Annotated in this window: 17 protein-coding genes; 15 read left to right on the forward strand and 2 right to left on the reverse strand. The window is 60.9% G+C overall.

Annotation, left to right across the window (positions count from 1 at the left end; translation table 11 throughout):
- Positions 1-10 precede the first annotated feature (10 nt).
- The 13 genes from rpsE (at position 11) to dsbD (ending at position 8,618) form a co-directional block, all read left to right on the forward strand.
- A complete protein-coding gene (rpsE, locus tag GXB81_RS07925; RefSeq protein WP_167045433.1) occupies positions 11-529 on the forward strand; it encodes a 30S ribosomal protein S5 in 519 nt (172 codons plus the stop codon).
- Between the two features lie 11 nt (positions 530-540).
- A complete protein-coding gene (gene rpmD, locus GXB81_RS07930; protein WP_008923335.1) occupies positions 541-723 on the forward strand; it encodes a 50S ribosomal protein L30 in 183 nt (60 codons plus the stop codon).
- Positions 724-752: 29 nt separating this feature from the next.
- On the forward strand, positions 753-1,187 hold the full coding sequence (gene rplO / locus GXB81_RS07935; RefSeq protein ID WP_008923334.1) for a 50S ribosomal protein L15: 435 nt from the start codon (positions 753-755) through the stop codon (positions 1,185-1,187).
- 46 nt (positions 1,188-1,233) lie between these two features.
- On the forward strand, positions 1,234-2,580 hold the full coding sequence (gene secY, locus GXB81_RS07940) for a preprotein translocase subunit SecY (RefSeq protein ID WP_008923333.1): 1,347 nt from the start codon (positions 1,234-1,236) through the stop codon (positions 2,578-2,580).
- An 8-nt stretch (positions 2,581-2,588) separates the two neighbouring features.
- Positions 2,589-2,807: a translation initiation factor IF-1 gene (infA, locus tag GXB81_RS07945; RefSeq protein WP_004521905.1), complete on the forward strand. Its 219-nt coding sequence runs from the start codon at positions 2,589-2,591 to the stop codon at positions 2,805-2,807.
- A 20-nt stretch (positions 2,808-2,827) separates the two neighbouring features.
- Positions 2,828-2,944 (forward strand): 50S ribosomal protein L36, encoded by a 117-nt coding sequence (rpmJ, locus tag GXB81_RS07950; protein WP_004199844.1) that lies wholly within the window; start codon positions 2,828-2,830, stop codon positions 2,942-2,944.
- 41 nt (positions 2,945-2,985) lie between these two features.
- Positions 2,986-3,351 (forward strand): 30S ribosomal protein S13, encoded by a 366-nt coding sequence (gene rpsM, locus GXB81_RS07955; protein ID WP_006052223.1) that lies wholly within the window; start codon positions 2,986-2,988, stop codon positions 3,349-3,351.
- A gap of 28 nt (positions 3,352-3,379) precedes the next feature.
- Positions 3,380-3,784 carry a 30S ribosomal protein S11 gene (rpsK, locus tag GXB81_RS07960; RefSeq protein WP_006052224.1) on the forward strand — a complete coding sequence of 135 codons (405 nt, stop codon included), beginning with the start codon at positions 3,380-3,382 and terminating at the stop codon, positions 3,782-3,784.
- Between the two features lie 148 nt (positions 3,785-3,932).
- Positions 3,933-4,556: a 30S ribosomal protein S4 gene (gene rpsD, locus GXB81_RS07965; protein ID WP_167045447.1), complete on the forward strand. Its 624-nt coding sequence runs from the start codon at positions 3,933-3,935 to the stop codon at positions 4,554-4,556.
- Between the two features lie 124 nt (positions 4,557-4,680).
- On the forward strand, positions 4,681-5,658 hold the full coding sequence (gene rpoA, locus GXB81_RS07970) for a DNA-directed RNA polymerase subunit alpha (RefSeq protein ID WP_007730697.1): 978 nt from the start codon (positions 4,681-4,683) through the stop codon (positions 5,656-5,658).
- 183 nt (positions 5,659-5,841) lie between these two features.
- A complete protein-coding gene (gene rplQ, locus GXB81_RS07975; protein ID WP_013589828.1) occupies positions 5,842-6,234 on the forward strand; it encodes a 50S ribosomal protein L17 in 393 nt (130 codons plus the stop codon).
- Between the two features lie 190 nt (positions 6,235-6,424).
- A complete protein-coding gene (gene cutA / locus GXB81_RS07980; protein ID WP_205988803.1) occupies positions 6,425-6,751 on the forward strand; it encodes a divalent-cation tolerance protein CutA in 327 nt (108 codons plus the stop codon).
- On the forward strand, positions 6,744-8,618 hold the full coding sequence (gene dsbD / locus GXB81_RS07985) for a protein-disulfide reductase DsbD (RefSeq protein WP_205988789.1): 1,875 nt from the start codon (positions 6,744-6,746) through the stop codon (positions 8,616-8,618). Before cutA ends, dsbD begins: the two co-directional genes overlap by 8 nt.
- 153 nt (positions 8,619-8,771) lie before the next feature.
- On the opposite strand, the gene hemB is transcribed toward dsbD, so the two are convergent.
- Both hemB and yihA read right to left on the reverse strand, forming a co-directional pair.
- Entirely contained in the window at positions 8,772-9,770 is a 999-nt protein-coding gene (gene hemB / locus GXB81_RS07990) for a porphobilinogen synthase (protein ID WP_167045453.1), read from the reverse strand.
- Between the two features lie 260 nt (positions 9,771-10,030).
- Positions 10,031-10,684 carry a ribosome biogenesis GTP-binding protein YihA/YsxC gene (yihA, locus tag GXB81_RS07995; RefSeq protein WP_167045456.1) on the reverse strand — a complete coding sequence of 218 codons (654 nt, stop codon included), beginning with the start codon at positions 10,682-10,684 and terminating at the stop codon, positions 10,031-10,033.
- A gap of 220 nt (positions 10,685-10,904) precedes the next feature.
- Here yihA and GXB81_RS08000 point away from each other — a divergent pair, with 220 nt between their 5' ends.
- Both GXB81_RS08000 and GXB81_RS08005 read left to right on the forward strand, forming a co-directional pair.
- A complete protein-coding gene (locus GXB81_RS08000) occupies positions 10,905-11,558 on the forward strand; it encodes a c-type cytochrome (protein ID WP_167045459.1) in 654 nt (217 codons plus the stop codon).
- A 115-nt stretch (positions 11,559-11,673) separates the two neighbouring features.
- The gene (locus GXB81_RS08005; RefSeq protein ID WP_205988790.1) at positions 11,674-13,878 is read left to right on the forward strand and encodes a cytochrome c biogenesis protein ResB; all 2,205 of its coding nucleotides are present in this window, start codon (positions 11,674-11,676) and stop codon (positions 13,876-13,878) included.
- The last annotated feature ends 1 nt before the right edge of the window (position 13,879 follow it).

Raw genomic sequence — 13,879 nt, forward strand, 5'->3', positions numbered from 1 at the left:
AGAATTCGTCATGGCAAAGATGCAAGCTAAAGTTCAGGCTGACGAACGCGACGACGGCCTTCGTGAAAAGATGATCTCGGTCAACCGCGTGACCAAGGTCGTGAAGGGGGGCCGTATTCTCGGCTTCGCTGCACTGACCGTGGTTGGCGACGGTGATGGTCGCGTCGGTATGGGCAAGGGCAAGGCGAAGGAAGTGCCGGTTGCTGTCCAGAAGGCGATGGAGCAGGCCCGCCGCAACATGTTCAAGGTGCCGCTGAAGAACGGTACCCTGCAACACGAAGTGCACGGTAAGCACGGCGCATCGATGGTCCTCCTCGCTCCGGCGAAGGACGGTACCGGTGTGATCGCTGGCGGTCCGATGCGTGCAGTGTTCGACGTGATGGGCGTGCAGAACGTCGTGGCCAAGAGCCACGGTTCGACGAATCCGTACAACCTCGTTCGTGCGACGCTCGACGGCCTGCGCAAGCAGTCCACGCCGGCCGACATCGCTGCGAAGCGTGGCAAGTCCGTCGAAGAAATTCTGGGCTAAAGGTGGACACCATGTCTGATAAAACTGTCAAGGTCCAGCTCGTCAAGAGCCTGATCGGCACCCGCGAATCGCACCGTGCAACGGTGCGTGGTCTGGGCCTGCGCCGACTCAACTCGGTTAGCGAGTTGCAGGATACGCCGGCTGTGCGCGGCATGATCAACAAGGTTTCGTACCTCGTTAAGGTCATCAGCTAAGCGGCTGACCAGGACTCAAGGAGTTGATAATGGAATTGAATAACCTGAAGCCGGCTGAAGGCGCGAAGCATGCAAAGCGTCGCGTTGGCCGCGGCATCGGCTCCGGCCTCGGCAAGACCGCTGGCCGTGGTCACAAGGGTCAGAAGTCGCGTTCGGGCGGCTTTCACAAGGTTGGCTTCGAAGGCGGTCAAATGCCGCTGCAACGTCGCCTGCCGAAGCGTGGCTTCACCTCGCTGACGAAGGAATTCGTCGGTGAAGTGCGTCTCTCGGATATCGAGAAGCTGCCGGTCGACGAAATCGATCTGCTGGCTCTCAAGCAAGCCGGCTTGGTCGGCGAGCTGATCCGTAGCGCCAAGATCATTGCAACGGGCGAGCTCAAGCGCAAGGTCGTTGTGAAGGGTCTGGGTGCGACGAAGAGCGCACGCGCTGCTATCGAAGCAGCCGGTGGCTCGTTTGCCGAGTAACGCGCAAGTTATTTGCCGGCACTAGCATTTGCATCGGAGAAGGTACTTGGCTAACAGCCCGAGTCTCGCAAAACCCGGTCGCAGCGCGGCGAAGTTTGGCGATCTGCGTCGGCGAGCAGTGTTCCTGCTGCTGGCGCTGGTCGTCTATCGTATCGGCGCGCACATTCCGGTGCCGGGTATCGACCCGGACCAACTGGCGAAGCTGTTCCAAAGCCAGTCGGGCGGCATCCTTGGCATGTTCAACATGTTCTCGGGTGGCGCACTTTCGCGGTTCACGATTTTCGCGCTGGGGATCATGCCGTACATTTCGGCGTCGATCATCATGCAGTTGCTGGCGATTGTCTCGCCGCAGCTCGAGGCGTTGAAAAAGGAAGGGCAGGCAGGCCAACGGAAGATTACGCAGTACACGCGGGTCTTCACGGTTGTGCTGGCGACCTTTCAGGCGTTCGGCATTGCCGTCGCGCTGGAAAATCAGCCGGGCCTCGTGATCGATCCGGGGATGGTGTTCCGGTTGACGACGGTCGTAACGCTGGTGACCGGCACGATGTTCCTGATGTGGCTGGGTGAGCAGATCACGGAGCGCGGGCTTGGCAACGGTATCTCGATCATCATTTTCGGTGGTATTGCGGCCGGTTTCCCGAACGCAATCGGTGGTCTCTTTGAACTGGTGCGAACCGGCTCGATGAGCATCATCTCGGCGATTATCGTCGTCGCGCTGATTGCCGCTGTGACGTATCTGGTGGTGTTCATCGAACGCGGCCAGCGCAAGATTCTTGTGAATTACGCGAAACGCCAAGTGGGCAACAAGATTTACGGTGGCCAGTCTTCGCATTTGCCGCTGAAGCTGAACATGTCGGGTGTGATTCCGCCGATCTTCGCATCGTCGATCATTCTCTTCCCGGCAACCATCCTGAACTGGTTCAGTTCGGGTTCGCGCACCAGCTGGTTCGCAGACACGTTGCACAACGTGGCCGAGGCCTTGAAGCCTGGTCAACCCGTGTACGTGTTGCTGTACGCGTTGGCGATCGTCTTCTTCTGTTTCTTCTACACCGCACTGGTGTTCAACAGCAGAGAAACGGCCGACAACCTGAAAAAGAGTGGCGCTTTCGTCCCAGGCATCCGCCCGGGCGATCAGACAGCGCGATATATCGACCGCATCCTCACGCGTCTGACGCTGGCCGGTGCGATCTACATCGTGTTCGTTTGCCTGCTGCCCGAATTTCTGGTGCTGCGCTGGAACGTGCCGTTTTATTTTGGTGGAACGTCGCTGCTGATCATTGTCGTCGTCACAATGGATTTCATGGCGCAGGTGCAGTCGTACGTTATGTCGCAACAGTATGAATCGCTGCTGAAGAAAGCTAATTTCAAAGGCGGCGGCGTCCCGATGCGTTGAAAGGACTTATGGCCAAAGACGATGTTATCCAGATGCAGGGCGAAGTAATCGAGAACCTGCCTAACGCTACCTTCAGGGTGAAGCTGGAAAACGGCCATGTCGTATTGGGACACATATCCGGCAAGATGCGGATGCATTACATCCGAATTCTGCCGGGCGACAAGGTGACGGTTGAATTGACGCCTTACGATCTGTCGCGTGCGCGGATCGTGTTCCGGGCGAAGTGATTTGAAAAAAGGGTAATATCATGAAAGTGATGGCATCGGTTAAGCGCATTTGCCGCAATTGCAAGATCATCAAGCGCAAAGGCGTTGTGCGCGTGATTTGCAGCTCTGATCCGCGCCACAAACAGCGTCAAGGCTGAACGCCGCGCTTTTGCTTGCGCTTTTTGTTTGAGGAAAAACAATGGCTCGTATCGCAGGGGTTAACATCCCGAATCACCAGCATACCGAAATCGGCCTGACGGCTATTTACGGTATCGGCCGCACGCGCTCGCGCGACATTTGCGTCGCTGCTGGTGTGGCATTTTCGAAGAAGGTCAAAGACCTGAACGACGCAGACCTCGAAAAGCTGCGTGAAGAAGTCGGCAAGTTCATCGTCGAAGGTGATCTGCGTCGTGAAACGACGATGAACATCAAGCGCTTGATGGATCTCGGCTGCTATCGTGGCGTGCGGCATCGTAAGGGTCTTCCCCTGCGCGGCCAGCGTACGCGTACGAATGCCCGTACGCGCAAGGGTCCGCGTCGTGCAGCGCAGTCGCTGAAGAAGTAAGCGGAACTGACAGTTACAGGAAAACGTAATGGCTAAGGCTTCGAACAACTCCGCGGCGCAACGCGTTCGCAAGAAGGTCAAGAAGAACGTCGCCGAGGGCGTGGTTCACGTTCACGCGTCGTTCAACAACACCATCATCACGATCACCGACCGTCAAGGCAACGCGCTTGCTTGGGCAACGTCGGGTGGTCAGGGCTTCAAGGGTTCGCGTAAGTCGACCCCGTTTGCAGCTCAGGTTGCAGCTGAATCGGCTGGCCGCGTGGCGATGGAATACGGCGTGAAGAACCTCGAAGTGCGGATCAAGGGCCCTGGTCCTGGCCGTGAATCGGCGGTGCGCGCGCTGCATGGTCTTGGTATCAAGATCACCGCGATCTCCGACGTGACGCCGGTCCCGCACAACGGCTGCCGTCCGCCGAAGCGTCGTCGTATCTAAGACGCTGGTTTTTGCGAGCGCCTGTTGCCGCTTTGCGCGGTGGCGGGCTGCGCGCGTTACTGAATTGACTAAGCCCACCGTTCGACCCAAAGGGTTCGGACTAGCGTGAGTGGATACACTCGCGTGATTATTCACAGAAGGAATCAACGTGGCACGTTATATCGGCCCTAAGGCCAAGCTGTCCCGCCGTGAAGGCACCGACCTCTTCCTGAAGAGCGCCCGCCGCTCGCTCGCCGACAAGTGCAAGCTTGACAGCAAGCCTGGTCAGCACGGCCGCACCTCGGGCGCACGTACGTCCGACTACGGCACGCAGCTTCGCGAAAAGCAAAAAGTGAAGCGCATTTACGGTGTGCTCGAGCGCCAGTTCCGCCGCTACTTCGCTGAAGCAGATCGCCTGAAGGGCAACACGGGTGAAAACCTGCTGCAACTGCTCGAGTCGCGTCTGGACAACGTCGTGTATCGCATGGGTTTCGGCTCGACGCGCGCTGAAGCACGTCAGCTCGTGGGCCACAAGGCGATCACAGTGAACGGCGTCGTGACGAACATCCCGTCGATGCAAGTGAAGGCTGGCGACATCGTCGCCGTGCGCGAACAGAAGCGCAAGCAGGCTCGTATCATCGAAGCCCTGTCGCTCGCTGAGCAAGGCGGTATGCCGAGCTGGGTCGCGGTCGACGCGAAGAAGTTTGAAGGTACCTTCAAGCAGAAGCCGGAACGCAGCGACATCGCTGGCGACATCAACGAAAGCCTGATCGTCGAATTGTATTCGCGGTAATCGGATTGACTGCCGGGGCGGCCCGATTGCGTTGTGCAAGGGGCCGTCTCGGCTGTTTATTTTCAGGTTGTTACCGGTCAGCCTTATCGGTGTAACGAGCCGAGGGTATTGAAAAGGAAAACCTATGCAAACCAGTTTGTTGAAGCCCAAGATCATCGCAGTTGAATCGCTTGGCGAGAGCCACGCGAAAGTGGTCATGGAACCGTTTGAACGCGGTTATGGCCACACCTTGGGTAACGCGCTTCGGCGCGTACTGTTGTCGTCGATGGTGGGCTACGCGCCGACCGAAGTGACGATCGCAGGCGTCGTGCATGAGTATTCGACGCTCGACGGTGTGCAAGAGGATGTGGTCAACCTGTTGTTGAACCTGAAGGGTGTCGTCTTCAAGCTGCATAACCGTGACGAAGTGACGGTTACGCTGCGCAAGGAAGGCGAAGGCGTGGTCACTGCCGGCGATATCGAACTCGCACACGATTGCGAAGTCATCAACCCGGATCACGTGATTGCGCACCTGTCGAAGGGCGGCAAGCTCGACGTGCAGATCAAGGTCGAAAAGGGCCGCGGCTATGTGCCGGGCAACGTGCGTCGTTACGGCGAAGAGTCGGCCAAGATCATCGGCCGTATCGTGCTGGACGCGTCGTTCTCGCCGGTTCGCCGCGTGAGCTACGCGGTCGAAAGCGCTCGCGTTGAGCAGCGCACCGACCTCGACAAGCTCGTGATGAACATCGAAACCAACGGTGTGATTTCGCCGGAAGAAGCGATCCGTCAATCGGCTCGCATTCTGGTCGATCAACTGTCGGTGTTCGCGGCTCTGGAAGGTACGGAAGCTGCGGCTGAAGCGCCGTCGCGCGCACCGCAGATCGATCCGATCCTGCTGCGTCCGGTCGATGACCTCGAACTGACAGTTCGTTCCGCGAACTGCCTGAAGGCCGAGAACATCTACTATATCGGCGACCTGATCCAGCGCACGGAAAACGAGCTGCTCAAGACGCCGAACCTTGGCCGCAAGTCGCTGAACGAAATCAAGGAAGTTCTGGCGTCGCGTGGTCTGACGCTCGGTATGAAGCTCGAAAACTGGCCGCCGGCTGGTCTCGACAAGTAATTTCGGGTGTAGCCCGCGAGTCGTTCCGCTGTACTGTACTGGCAAAGACGCGGATTTTCCTTTAAAATCCGCGTCTTGTCTTTTTTCACTACCGGCCCGTGCACTCTCACCGCCTGCATGTCGATGCAGCGAAACGAGCGCGATAGAAGAGCTGGACCAAAACTTTGAACTGAAGGAATTAACATGCGTCACCGTCATGGTCTGCGGAAACTGAACCGCACGAGCAGCCACCGTCTGGCAATGCTCCGTAACATGTCCAACTCGCTGATCGAGCACGAAGTCATCAAGACCACGCTGCCGAAAGCAAAAGAACTCCGTAAAGTCGTCGAGCCGCTGATCACGCTCGGCAAGAAGCCGTCGCTGGCAAACCGTCGTCTCGCGTTCAACCGCCTGCGCGATCGTGACTCGGTCACGAAGCTGTTCGACGTGCTCGGTCCGCGCTACGCAAATCGTCCGGGCGGCTACCTGCGCGTCCTGAAGTTCGGCTTCCGCGTTGGCGATAACGCACCGATGGCACTGGTCGAACTGCTCGACCGTCCGGAAGTTGAAGAAGTTGAAGTGCAAGAAGCTGAATAAGCTTTTTTAGCTTCGAGAAAAAGCCAGGCACCTAGCCTGGCTTTTTTGTTTTCCACGCCTGACTCCTGATCGCCACACGCAAACAGCGCCTCGGCAGCGGCCAAATGCAGCGGGCAGCGATCTGCGGGGCGGAAGGACCCGGTGATACGATATGGGTCTGAATCGCGCGTCGCCGGAGTTTTTTGTGAGTGTGAATGTGACCTTGATGCTGACGACTGTGCCGGATGCGGCCGTCGCTCAGAAGCTCGCTGCGGAGGCGCTCGCCGCCCGTCTTTGTGCGTGCGTGACGCAACTCGGCAGCGTGCAGTCGAGTTATCACTGGCAGGGTGCAGTCGAGACTGCCGAGGAAATCCAGTTGCTGTTCAAGACCAGCCTGGCACGCGCGCCCGAACTCGAGCAGTACATCCAGGCTCACCATCCCTACGACACGCCGGAGATCCTTTGCTGGCAAGCGACGGCATCGGCCGCGTACGGCCAGTGGATCACTGCTGAAACCCAACGTACTCTCCATGTTTAACGGTCTCGACCGACGTGCGCGAGATGTCCTGCGCGTCGTATTCTTCCTGCTCGGCTGCGCGATGCTCGCGCAATTCGCCATGCCTGCCCGTGCCGCAGACGACTTTCTCGACCCCGCCGTCGCATTCAAATTCAGCGCGACCGAGCAGCCCGGCGAAGTCGACGTGACATACAAGATCGCGGACGGCTACTACATGTACCGCGAGCGCTTTGCATTCGCGACCCGAAACGGCACGGTCACGCTCGGTGAGCCGCAATTGCCGGCGGGTCACGTCAAGTTCGATCAGACGTTCAACAAGAACGTCGAAACCTATCGCAACGAGTTGACGATCCGCATTCCGGTCAAACAGGCCACGGGCCCATTCGATCTGGCGGTGACGTCGCAAGGTTGTGCCGACGCCGGCATTTGTTATCCGCCGATGGAGCGCGTGTATCACGTGAGCGGCGCGGCTTTGCAGCCTGCTGGCAGCGGGGCGCCCGCCGTGGCCACCCAGCAATCCACGGCGGACGACGAGCCCTGGTATGAGCGCGCCACCAGCGCCGACTATGCCCAGTCGCTGCTGCAGCGCGGCGGCTTCTTCGCGATCGTCGGGCTGTATTTCGTGGCCGGCGCGATTCTGAGCCTGTTGCCGTGTTCGTATCCGATGATCCCTATCCTGTCGGCGATCATCATCGGTGAAGGCGCACGAGTCACGCGTGGACGCGGTTTCGCGCTGTCGCTCGCCTATGTGGTCGGCATGGCGCTCGTGTACACCGCGCTCGGCGTCGCGGCGGCACTCGTTGGGCAGAGTCTCGGCGCGTGGTTGCAGAACCCGTGGGTGCTCGGCGCGTTCGGCGTGTTGCTGACGATTTTCGCGCTGCTGTTGATCTCCGGTGTCGACATCGAACTGCCGGCGCGCTGGCGGGATCGCATGTCGAGCGCGTCGGCGGGACGCTCGGGCGGCAAATTTACCGCTGTCGCTGTGATGGGTGCGCTTTCCGCGCTGGTGGTCGGCGCGTGCATGACTGCTCCGCTCTTTGCCGTGCTCGCGTTTATCGCGCATACCGGCAACGCCGTGCTCGGCGGTGCCGCGCTGTTCTCGATGGGTATCGGGCTCGGCGTGCCGCTGCTGATCCTCGGTCTCGGCGCAGGCACGTTCCTGCCGCGCGCGGGTGCGTGGATGGACGGCGTGAAGGTGTTCTTCGGCGTCGTGCTGCTCGCTGCCGCGCTGTGGATCGTTTGGCCGGTGCTGGGCGCGGCAGCGACCATGCTGTTGAGCGCACTCTGGCTGCTGATCGCGGCGGCCGCGCTCGGGCTTTTTTCAGCGCCGATCGCCGGCGGATCGGTATGGCGCCGGCTCGGCCGCGCGGTCGGGGTGGTGATGGCCGTATGGGCGGCGACATTGCTGGTCGGTCTGGCGGCGGGATCGTCGGACCCACTGCGGCCGCTCGCGGTCCTCGCGGCGCGCGGCGGCGTCGAGGCAACGGCCGCCAATGGGCCCGATTCCACTGGTGCGGCGCCACAGAGCGATTTGACGTTCGCGCCGGTACGTTCGTCGGATCAACTCGACCAGGCCGTCAAAACCGCCGCACAGCCCGCCATGCTCGATTTCTACGCGGACTGGTGTGTGAGCTGCAAGGAAATGGAGAAGTTCACCTTCAGCGACCCGCGCGTCCAGGCAAAACTGAAGCAGATGAAGCTGCTGCGCGCCGATGTCACCGCGAACAATACCGACGATCAGGCGCTGCTCAAGCGCTTCGATCTGTTCGGGCCGCCGGGCATCATTTTCTTCGACCCGGGCGGCAAGGAAGTACTGCGGGTTGTCGGCTACGAGTCGGCGGATAAATTTCTTCGCACGCTGGATCGGGTGAAGCCGGCCGGCGTGTAGTGGGGTGTGCCGCAGGTGGCGCTCCTGCGCCGCATCGCCTGAAGAAGACCTGCATAAAAAACGGCGGCTCGACCACGCGGTCTGCCGCCGTTCTTCGTTGCATCAACCAGCAGGCGAGCGCTAAATCGCGCTCAAGCTACTGCGCGCTGCGGCCTACTTCTGCGAACGCAAAATTCGCGCGGCATCGAGCGCGAAATACGTCAGCACGCCGTCCGCACCAGCCCGCTTGAACGCGAGCAGCGATTCCATCATCACCTTGTCGTGATCGAGCCAGCCGTTCTGCGCGGCGGCCTTCAGCATCGCGTATTCGCCGCTTACCTGATACACGTAGGTCGGGAACTGGAACTCGTCCTTCACGCGGCGCACGATGTCGAGATACGGCATGCCCGGTTTGACCATCACCATATCCGCGCCTTCGTTGATGTCCGCCTGCACTTCGCGCAGCGCCTCGTTCGAATTGGCCGGGTCCATCTGGTACGTCATCTTGTTGCTCTTGCCGAGGTTCGTCGCCGAACCGACGGCGTCGCGGAACGGGCCGTAGAACGCCGAAGCGTACTTCGCCGCGTAAGCCATGATGCGCGTGTGGATGTGGTTCTCGCTCTCGAGCATCTCGCGGATCGCGCCGATGCGGCCGTCCATCATGTCCGACGGCGCGACGATGTCGACGCCGGCCTCAGCCTGCGCGCGCGCCTGTTCGACGAGGATCTCGACGGTATCGTCGTTGATCACATAGCCGGCTTCGTCGAGCACGCCGTCCTGGCCGTGACTCGTGTACGGATCGAGTGCGACGTCGGTGAGCACGCCGAGATCGGGGAAATTCTTTTTCAGCTCGCGGACGGCGCGCGGAATCAGGCCGGCAGGGTTGGCCGCCTCGCGGCCATCGGGCGTCTTCAGCGACGGCTCGATCGCGGGAAACAGCGACAGGACCGGCACGCCCAGCTCGACGCATTGCTCGGCGACGCCCATCAGCAGGTCGACCGATACACGCTCGACGCCCGGCATCGACGGCACGGCCTGACGCACATTCGTGCCTTCGACGATGAAGACGGGGTAGATCAGATCGTTGGTGGTGAGGATGTTTTCGCGCATCATGCGACGCGAGAAGTCGTCATGGCGCATGCGGCGCGGACGGTGGTGAGGATAGAAGCTCATATCGAATCGAGGATCGTGGATGGGTGGAGTGGACACGTAGCGCCTGCCTCCGCTCCCGGAAACTTTTCGAGACAATGGTATATCATACCGATCGAGCAAGGCGCCTTGCGCTGACCTCCCCGCTTCTCCTCCCTGAGCGGGTGCCTGTCGTTTTTTCGATTAGGCTGTTTAACCCGCCGTTCAAGCGGCGGGTTTTTTTATGGGCGGCCGGAAAGTGCGGTCTTAGCCGCCATTTCATGGTTTCCGGTGCCGGTTGGCATTCATTCGGCGGTCTGCGTATCGGCCGCCGCCTCGGGAATCAGCCAGCTTTCGATCAGCGCATGCGCCTCATCGAGCCCGGTGCGCTTGAGCGCCGAGAACAGTTGCGCGCTCAGTTCACCGCGATAGCCGGCGGCGCGGTATTCGGCCAATCCCTTCTGGGCGGTGCGCAACGCGTTCGTGCTTTCCTGGCGCGTCAATTTGTCGCATTTGGTCAGCAGCGTGTGGATCGGCTTGCCGGTCGGCGCGAACCACTCGATCATGCGCCGGTCCAGCTCCGTCAGCGGCCGGCGCGAGTCCATCATCAGGATCATGCCGCGCAACTGCGAGCGCGATTGCAGATAGGTGGACAGCAGCGCTTCCCAGTGCGCCTTCGCCGCCCCCGGCACTTCCGCATAGCCGTAGCCGGGCAGGTCGACGAGATAGCCCGTCAGTTCGTCCACCTTGCCCACCGAAAAATAGTTGATGTGCTGCGTGCGGCCGGGCGTCTTACTCGCGAACGCGAGCCGCTTCTGATTGCAGAGCACATTGATCGCGGTCGATTTGCCCGCGTTCGAGCGTCCGGCAAAAGCGATTTCGGGCTGCGCGGTTGCGGGCAGATCGCGCAGATGATTGACGGTAGTGAAGAAACGGGATTCGTGGAGCAGGAAGGGCATGGTGGAAGCCAGATGGAAGACGCCGCGGAACTCGCAGCGGGAACGGGGTCAAGCCCGACTGGCGTCTAAGCGATTAGCGAGTTATTGTACAATACGATGGTTTACTGAAAACCTGAGGGGGCCGCCCCACGTGCCTTGGGGGCTCCTGGCGGTCACTCGGTCGCCGTCGTCGTACTTTGCAGAACCTCTAAAATCCCACAAGACGAGACAGGGTGTGCGAATGAATCGACTGTGCAAGACTCTGATGGTGCTTCACGTAGCGGCAGGTCTTTCAGGTTTGGCAATTCAGGCACGAGCAGCAGATCCGGCGAAACCGGACGTCAATCGGGGGCAGGCAATCGCCATGCAGGTCTGCGCGTCATGCCACGGGGCAGACGGCAACAGCGCCGGTGGTGCCTATCCGAAGCTGGCGGGCCAGCATCCTGAGTATCTCGTCAAGCAGCTCAGAGATTTCAAGACGCAGCCGGGCGCCAGGCAGCCCGCGCGCAACAATGCGATCATGGCGGGCATGGCTGCGGCGCTGTCCGATCAGGACATGGTCAACGTCGCTGCCTACTTCTCGACGCAGACGCCGAAGCCCGGCTATGCGCATAACAAGAACACTGTCGCACTCGGTCAGCAGATTTATCGCGGCGGCATCGCCGACCGGGGCGTGCCGGCCTGCGCAAGCTGCCATGGTCCCACCGGTCAAGGCATCCCGTCGCAGTTCCCGCATTTGTCGGGACAGTGGGCCGAGTACTCGGTGGCGCAGTTGACCGCGTTTGCCCAAGGGCCGGGCGCGCGTAATAACAACGACGCGATGCATGCGATAGCATCGCGTTTGTCGGACAACGAGATCAAGGCCGTCGCCGATTACATCGCGGGCTTGCATTAGGAATCCGCACGCGGAATGCAACCGGCTCGGCGAGGCCGGTAAAAACAAGAAAAGGGTGAGGGTGTCGTCTCTACGATAGCCCTGCACCCTTTTTTGCTGTTCAGTCGGAGTTTGAATGAGCGTCACCACGTCGGGTCTGCAGTCGAAGTCGAGCAATCGCGTCTTGCGCAGTACCGTCGAGCTTCTGAGCTCGATGCGTTTCGCCATTGCACTGCTCGTGATTCTGTCGATCGCTAGCATCATCGGCACCGTCCTCACGCAGGACGATCCGTATCCCAACTACGTCAACCAGTTCGGCCCGTTCTGGGCGGACATCTTCCGCGCGCTGAGCCTTTACACGGTGTACAGCTCGTGGTGGTTCATGCTGATTCTCGGCTTCCTGATGGTGTCGGTGTCGCTGTGCGTGATCCGCAATGCGCCGAAGATGCTCGCCGACGCGAAGAGCTGGAAGGACAAGGTCCGCGAAGGCAGCCTGCGTGCGTTTCATCACAAGGGCGAGTTCGCGGTGCACGGCACGCGCGCGCAGACCTCGGCGGTGCTCGCCAGGCTCTCGGCGAAGCTCGGCTACAAGTTCGTCACGCGCGAGTCGGAAGGCGCGACGCTGATCGCCGCGAAGCGCGGCGCGCTGACGAAGTTCGGCTACATTTCCGCGCACCTCGCGATCGTCGTGATCTGCCTCGGCGGCCTGCTCGACAGCAACCTGCCGATCAAGCTGCAGATGTGGCTGTTCGACAAGTCGCCGATCAACTCGAACACGGTCATCAACGAGATTCCGCCCGAGCATCGGCTGTCGCAATCGAACCCGACGTTCCGCGGCTACGCGTGGGTCCCCGAAGGGCAGCACGTGTCGACGGCGATCCTGAACCAGCCCAACGGCTCGCTGATCCAGGACCTGCCGTTTTCGATCGAGCTGAACAAGTTCATCGTCGATTACTACTCGACCGGCATGCCGAAGCTGTTCGCAAGCGACATCGTCGTGATCGATCACAAGACCGGCGCGCGCGTGCCGGCGCGCGTCGAGGTCAACAAGCCGTTCGAATACGACGGCGTGTCGATTTACCAGTCGAGCTTCCAGGACGGCGGCTCGCAAATGCAGATGACCGCCTACCCGATGTCGGGTCCGAGCGCGAAGACCGCGCCGTTCGGCGGCACGATCGGCGGCAGCGCGCCGCTGAGCACGGCCACGCCGCTCGCTGACGGGCAGACCGTCGAGTTCACCGACTTCCGCGCGATCAACGTCGAAAACATCTCGAACGGCAGCGGCCAGAACGACGCGCGCGGCGTCGCCGCGCATCACTCGCTGAAGGAAGCGTTCGACGAGCGCCTCGGCTCCGGCGCGAAGACCTCGAAGCCGCTCGATCTGCACAACGTCGGCCCGTCGGTGCAGTACAAGATTCGCGGCAAGGATGGCCAGGCGCGCGAGTACAACAATTACATGCTGCCGGTCGACGTGAACGGCGAAAAGATGTTCCTCGCCGGCATGCGCCTGAACCCCGACGACCCGTTCCGCTACCTGCGCATTCCGGCCGACAGCGGCGGCACGCTCAAGGAGTGGATGGGCCTGCGCGCGACGCTCGAAGACCCCGCGAAACGCGCCACGGCCGCGCACCAGTTCGCGCAGCGCTCGGTGCCGGGCTCGAATGCCGAACTGCAGCAACATCTCGAGGAAAGCGCGCTGCGGGTGCTGACCCTTTTTGCGGGCGCCGACAGCAGCCTGAAGATGCCGAATGGCGAAACGCCCGGCGGTTTCCAGGCGATCGCCGGTTTTATCGACCATTCGGTGCCGAAGGGCGAGCAGGAAAAGGCTGCGAGCCTGCTGCTGCGCATGCTCGAAGGCGTGACGTGGGACTTGTGGCAACTGTCGCGCCAGCAACTCGGCGAGCCCGCCGCGCCGGCCAACGCGGACTCGAGCCGCTTCATCCAGAGTTCGCTCAACGCGATATCCGACAGCTTTCTGTATGGATCGCCCGTCTATTTGCAGCTTGACTCATTCAAGCAGGTGCAAGCTTCGGTATTTCAGTTGACGCGCGCGCCTGGCAAAAAAGTCGTGTATCTTGGCAGCCTGCTTCTCGTGTTGGGCATCTTTTCGATGTTCTATGTCCGCGAACGGCGTCTGTGGTTCTGGCTCAAGGATACCGAGCACGGCACGAACGTCGTGATGGCGATGTCGAGTGCGCGCAAGACGCTCGACTTCGAAAAGGAGTTCGTCCAGACGCGCGACGCCGTAGGCGCCGCACTGGGCGCGAAACTCAGCGCAGCAGCCGACGCCGGCCCGTCCGCTCAGGCCGGCGCGCCAAGCTCACAGGATTCGACCCGGTAAG

This window comes from Paraburkholderia sp. Ac-20336 (genome assembly GCF_017105025.1).
Taxonomy (GTDB): Bacteria; Pseudomonadota; Gammaproteobacteria; order Burkholderiales; family Burkholderiaceae; genus Paraburkholderia.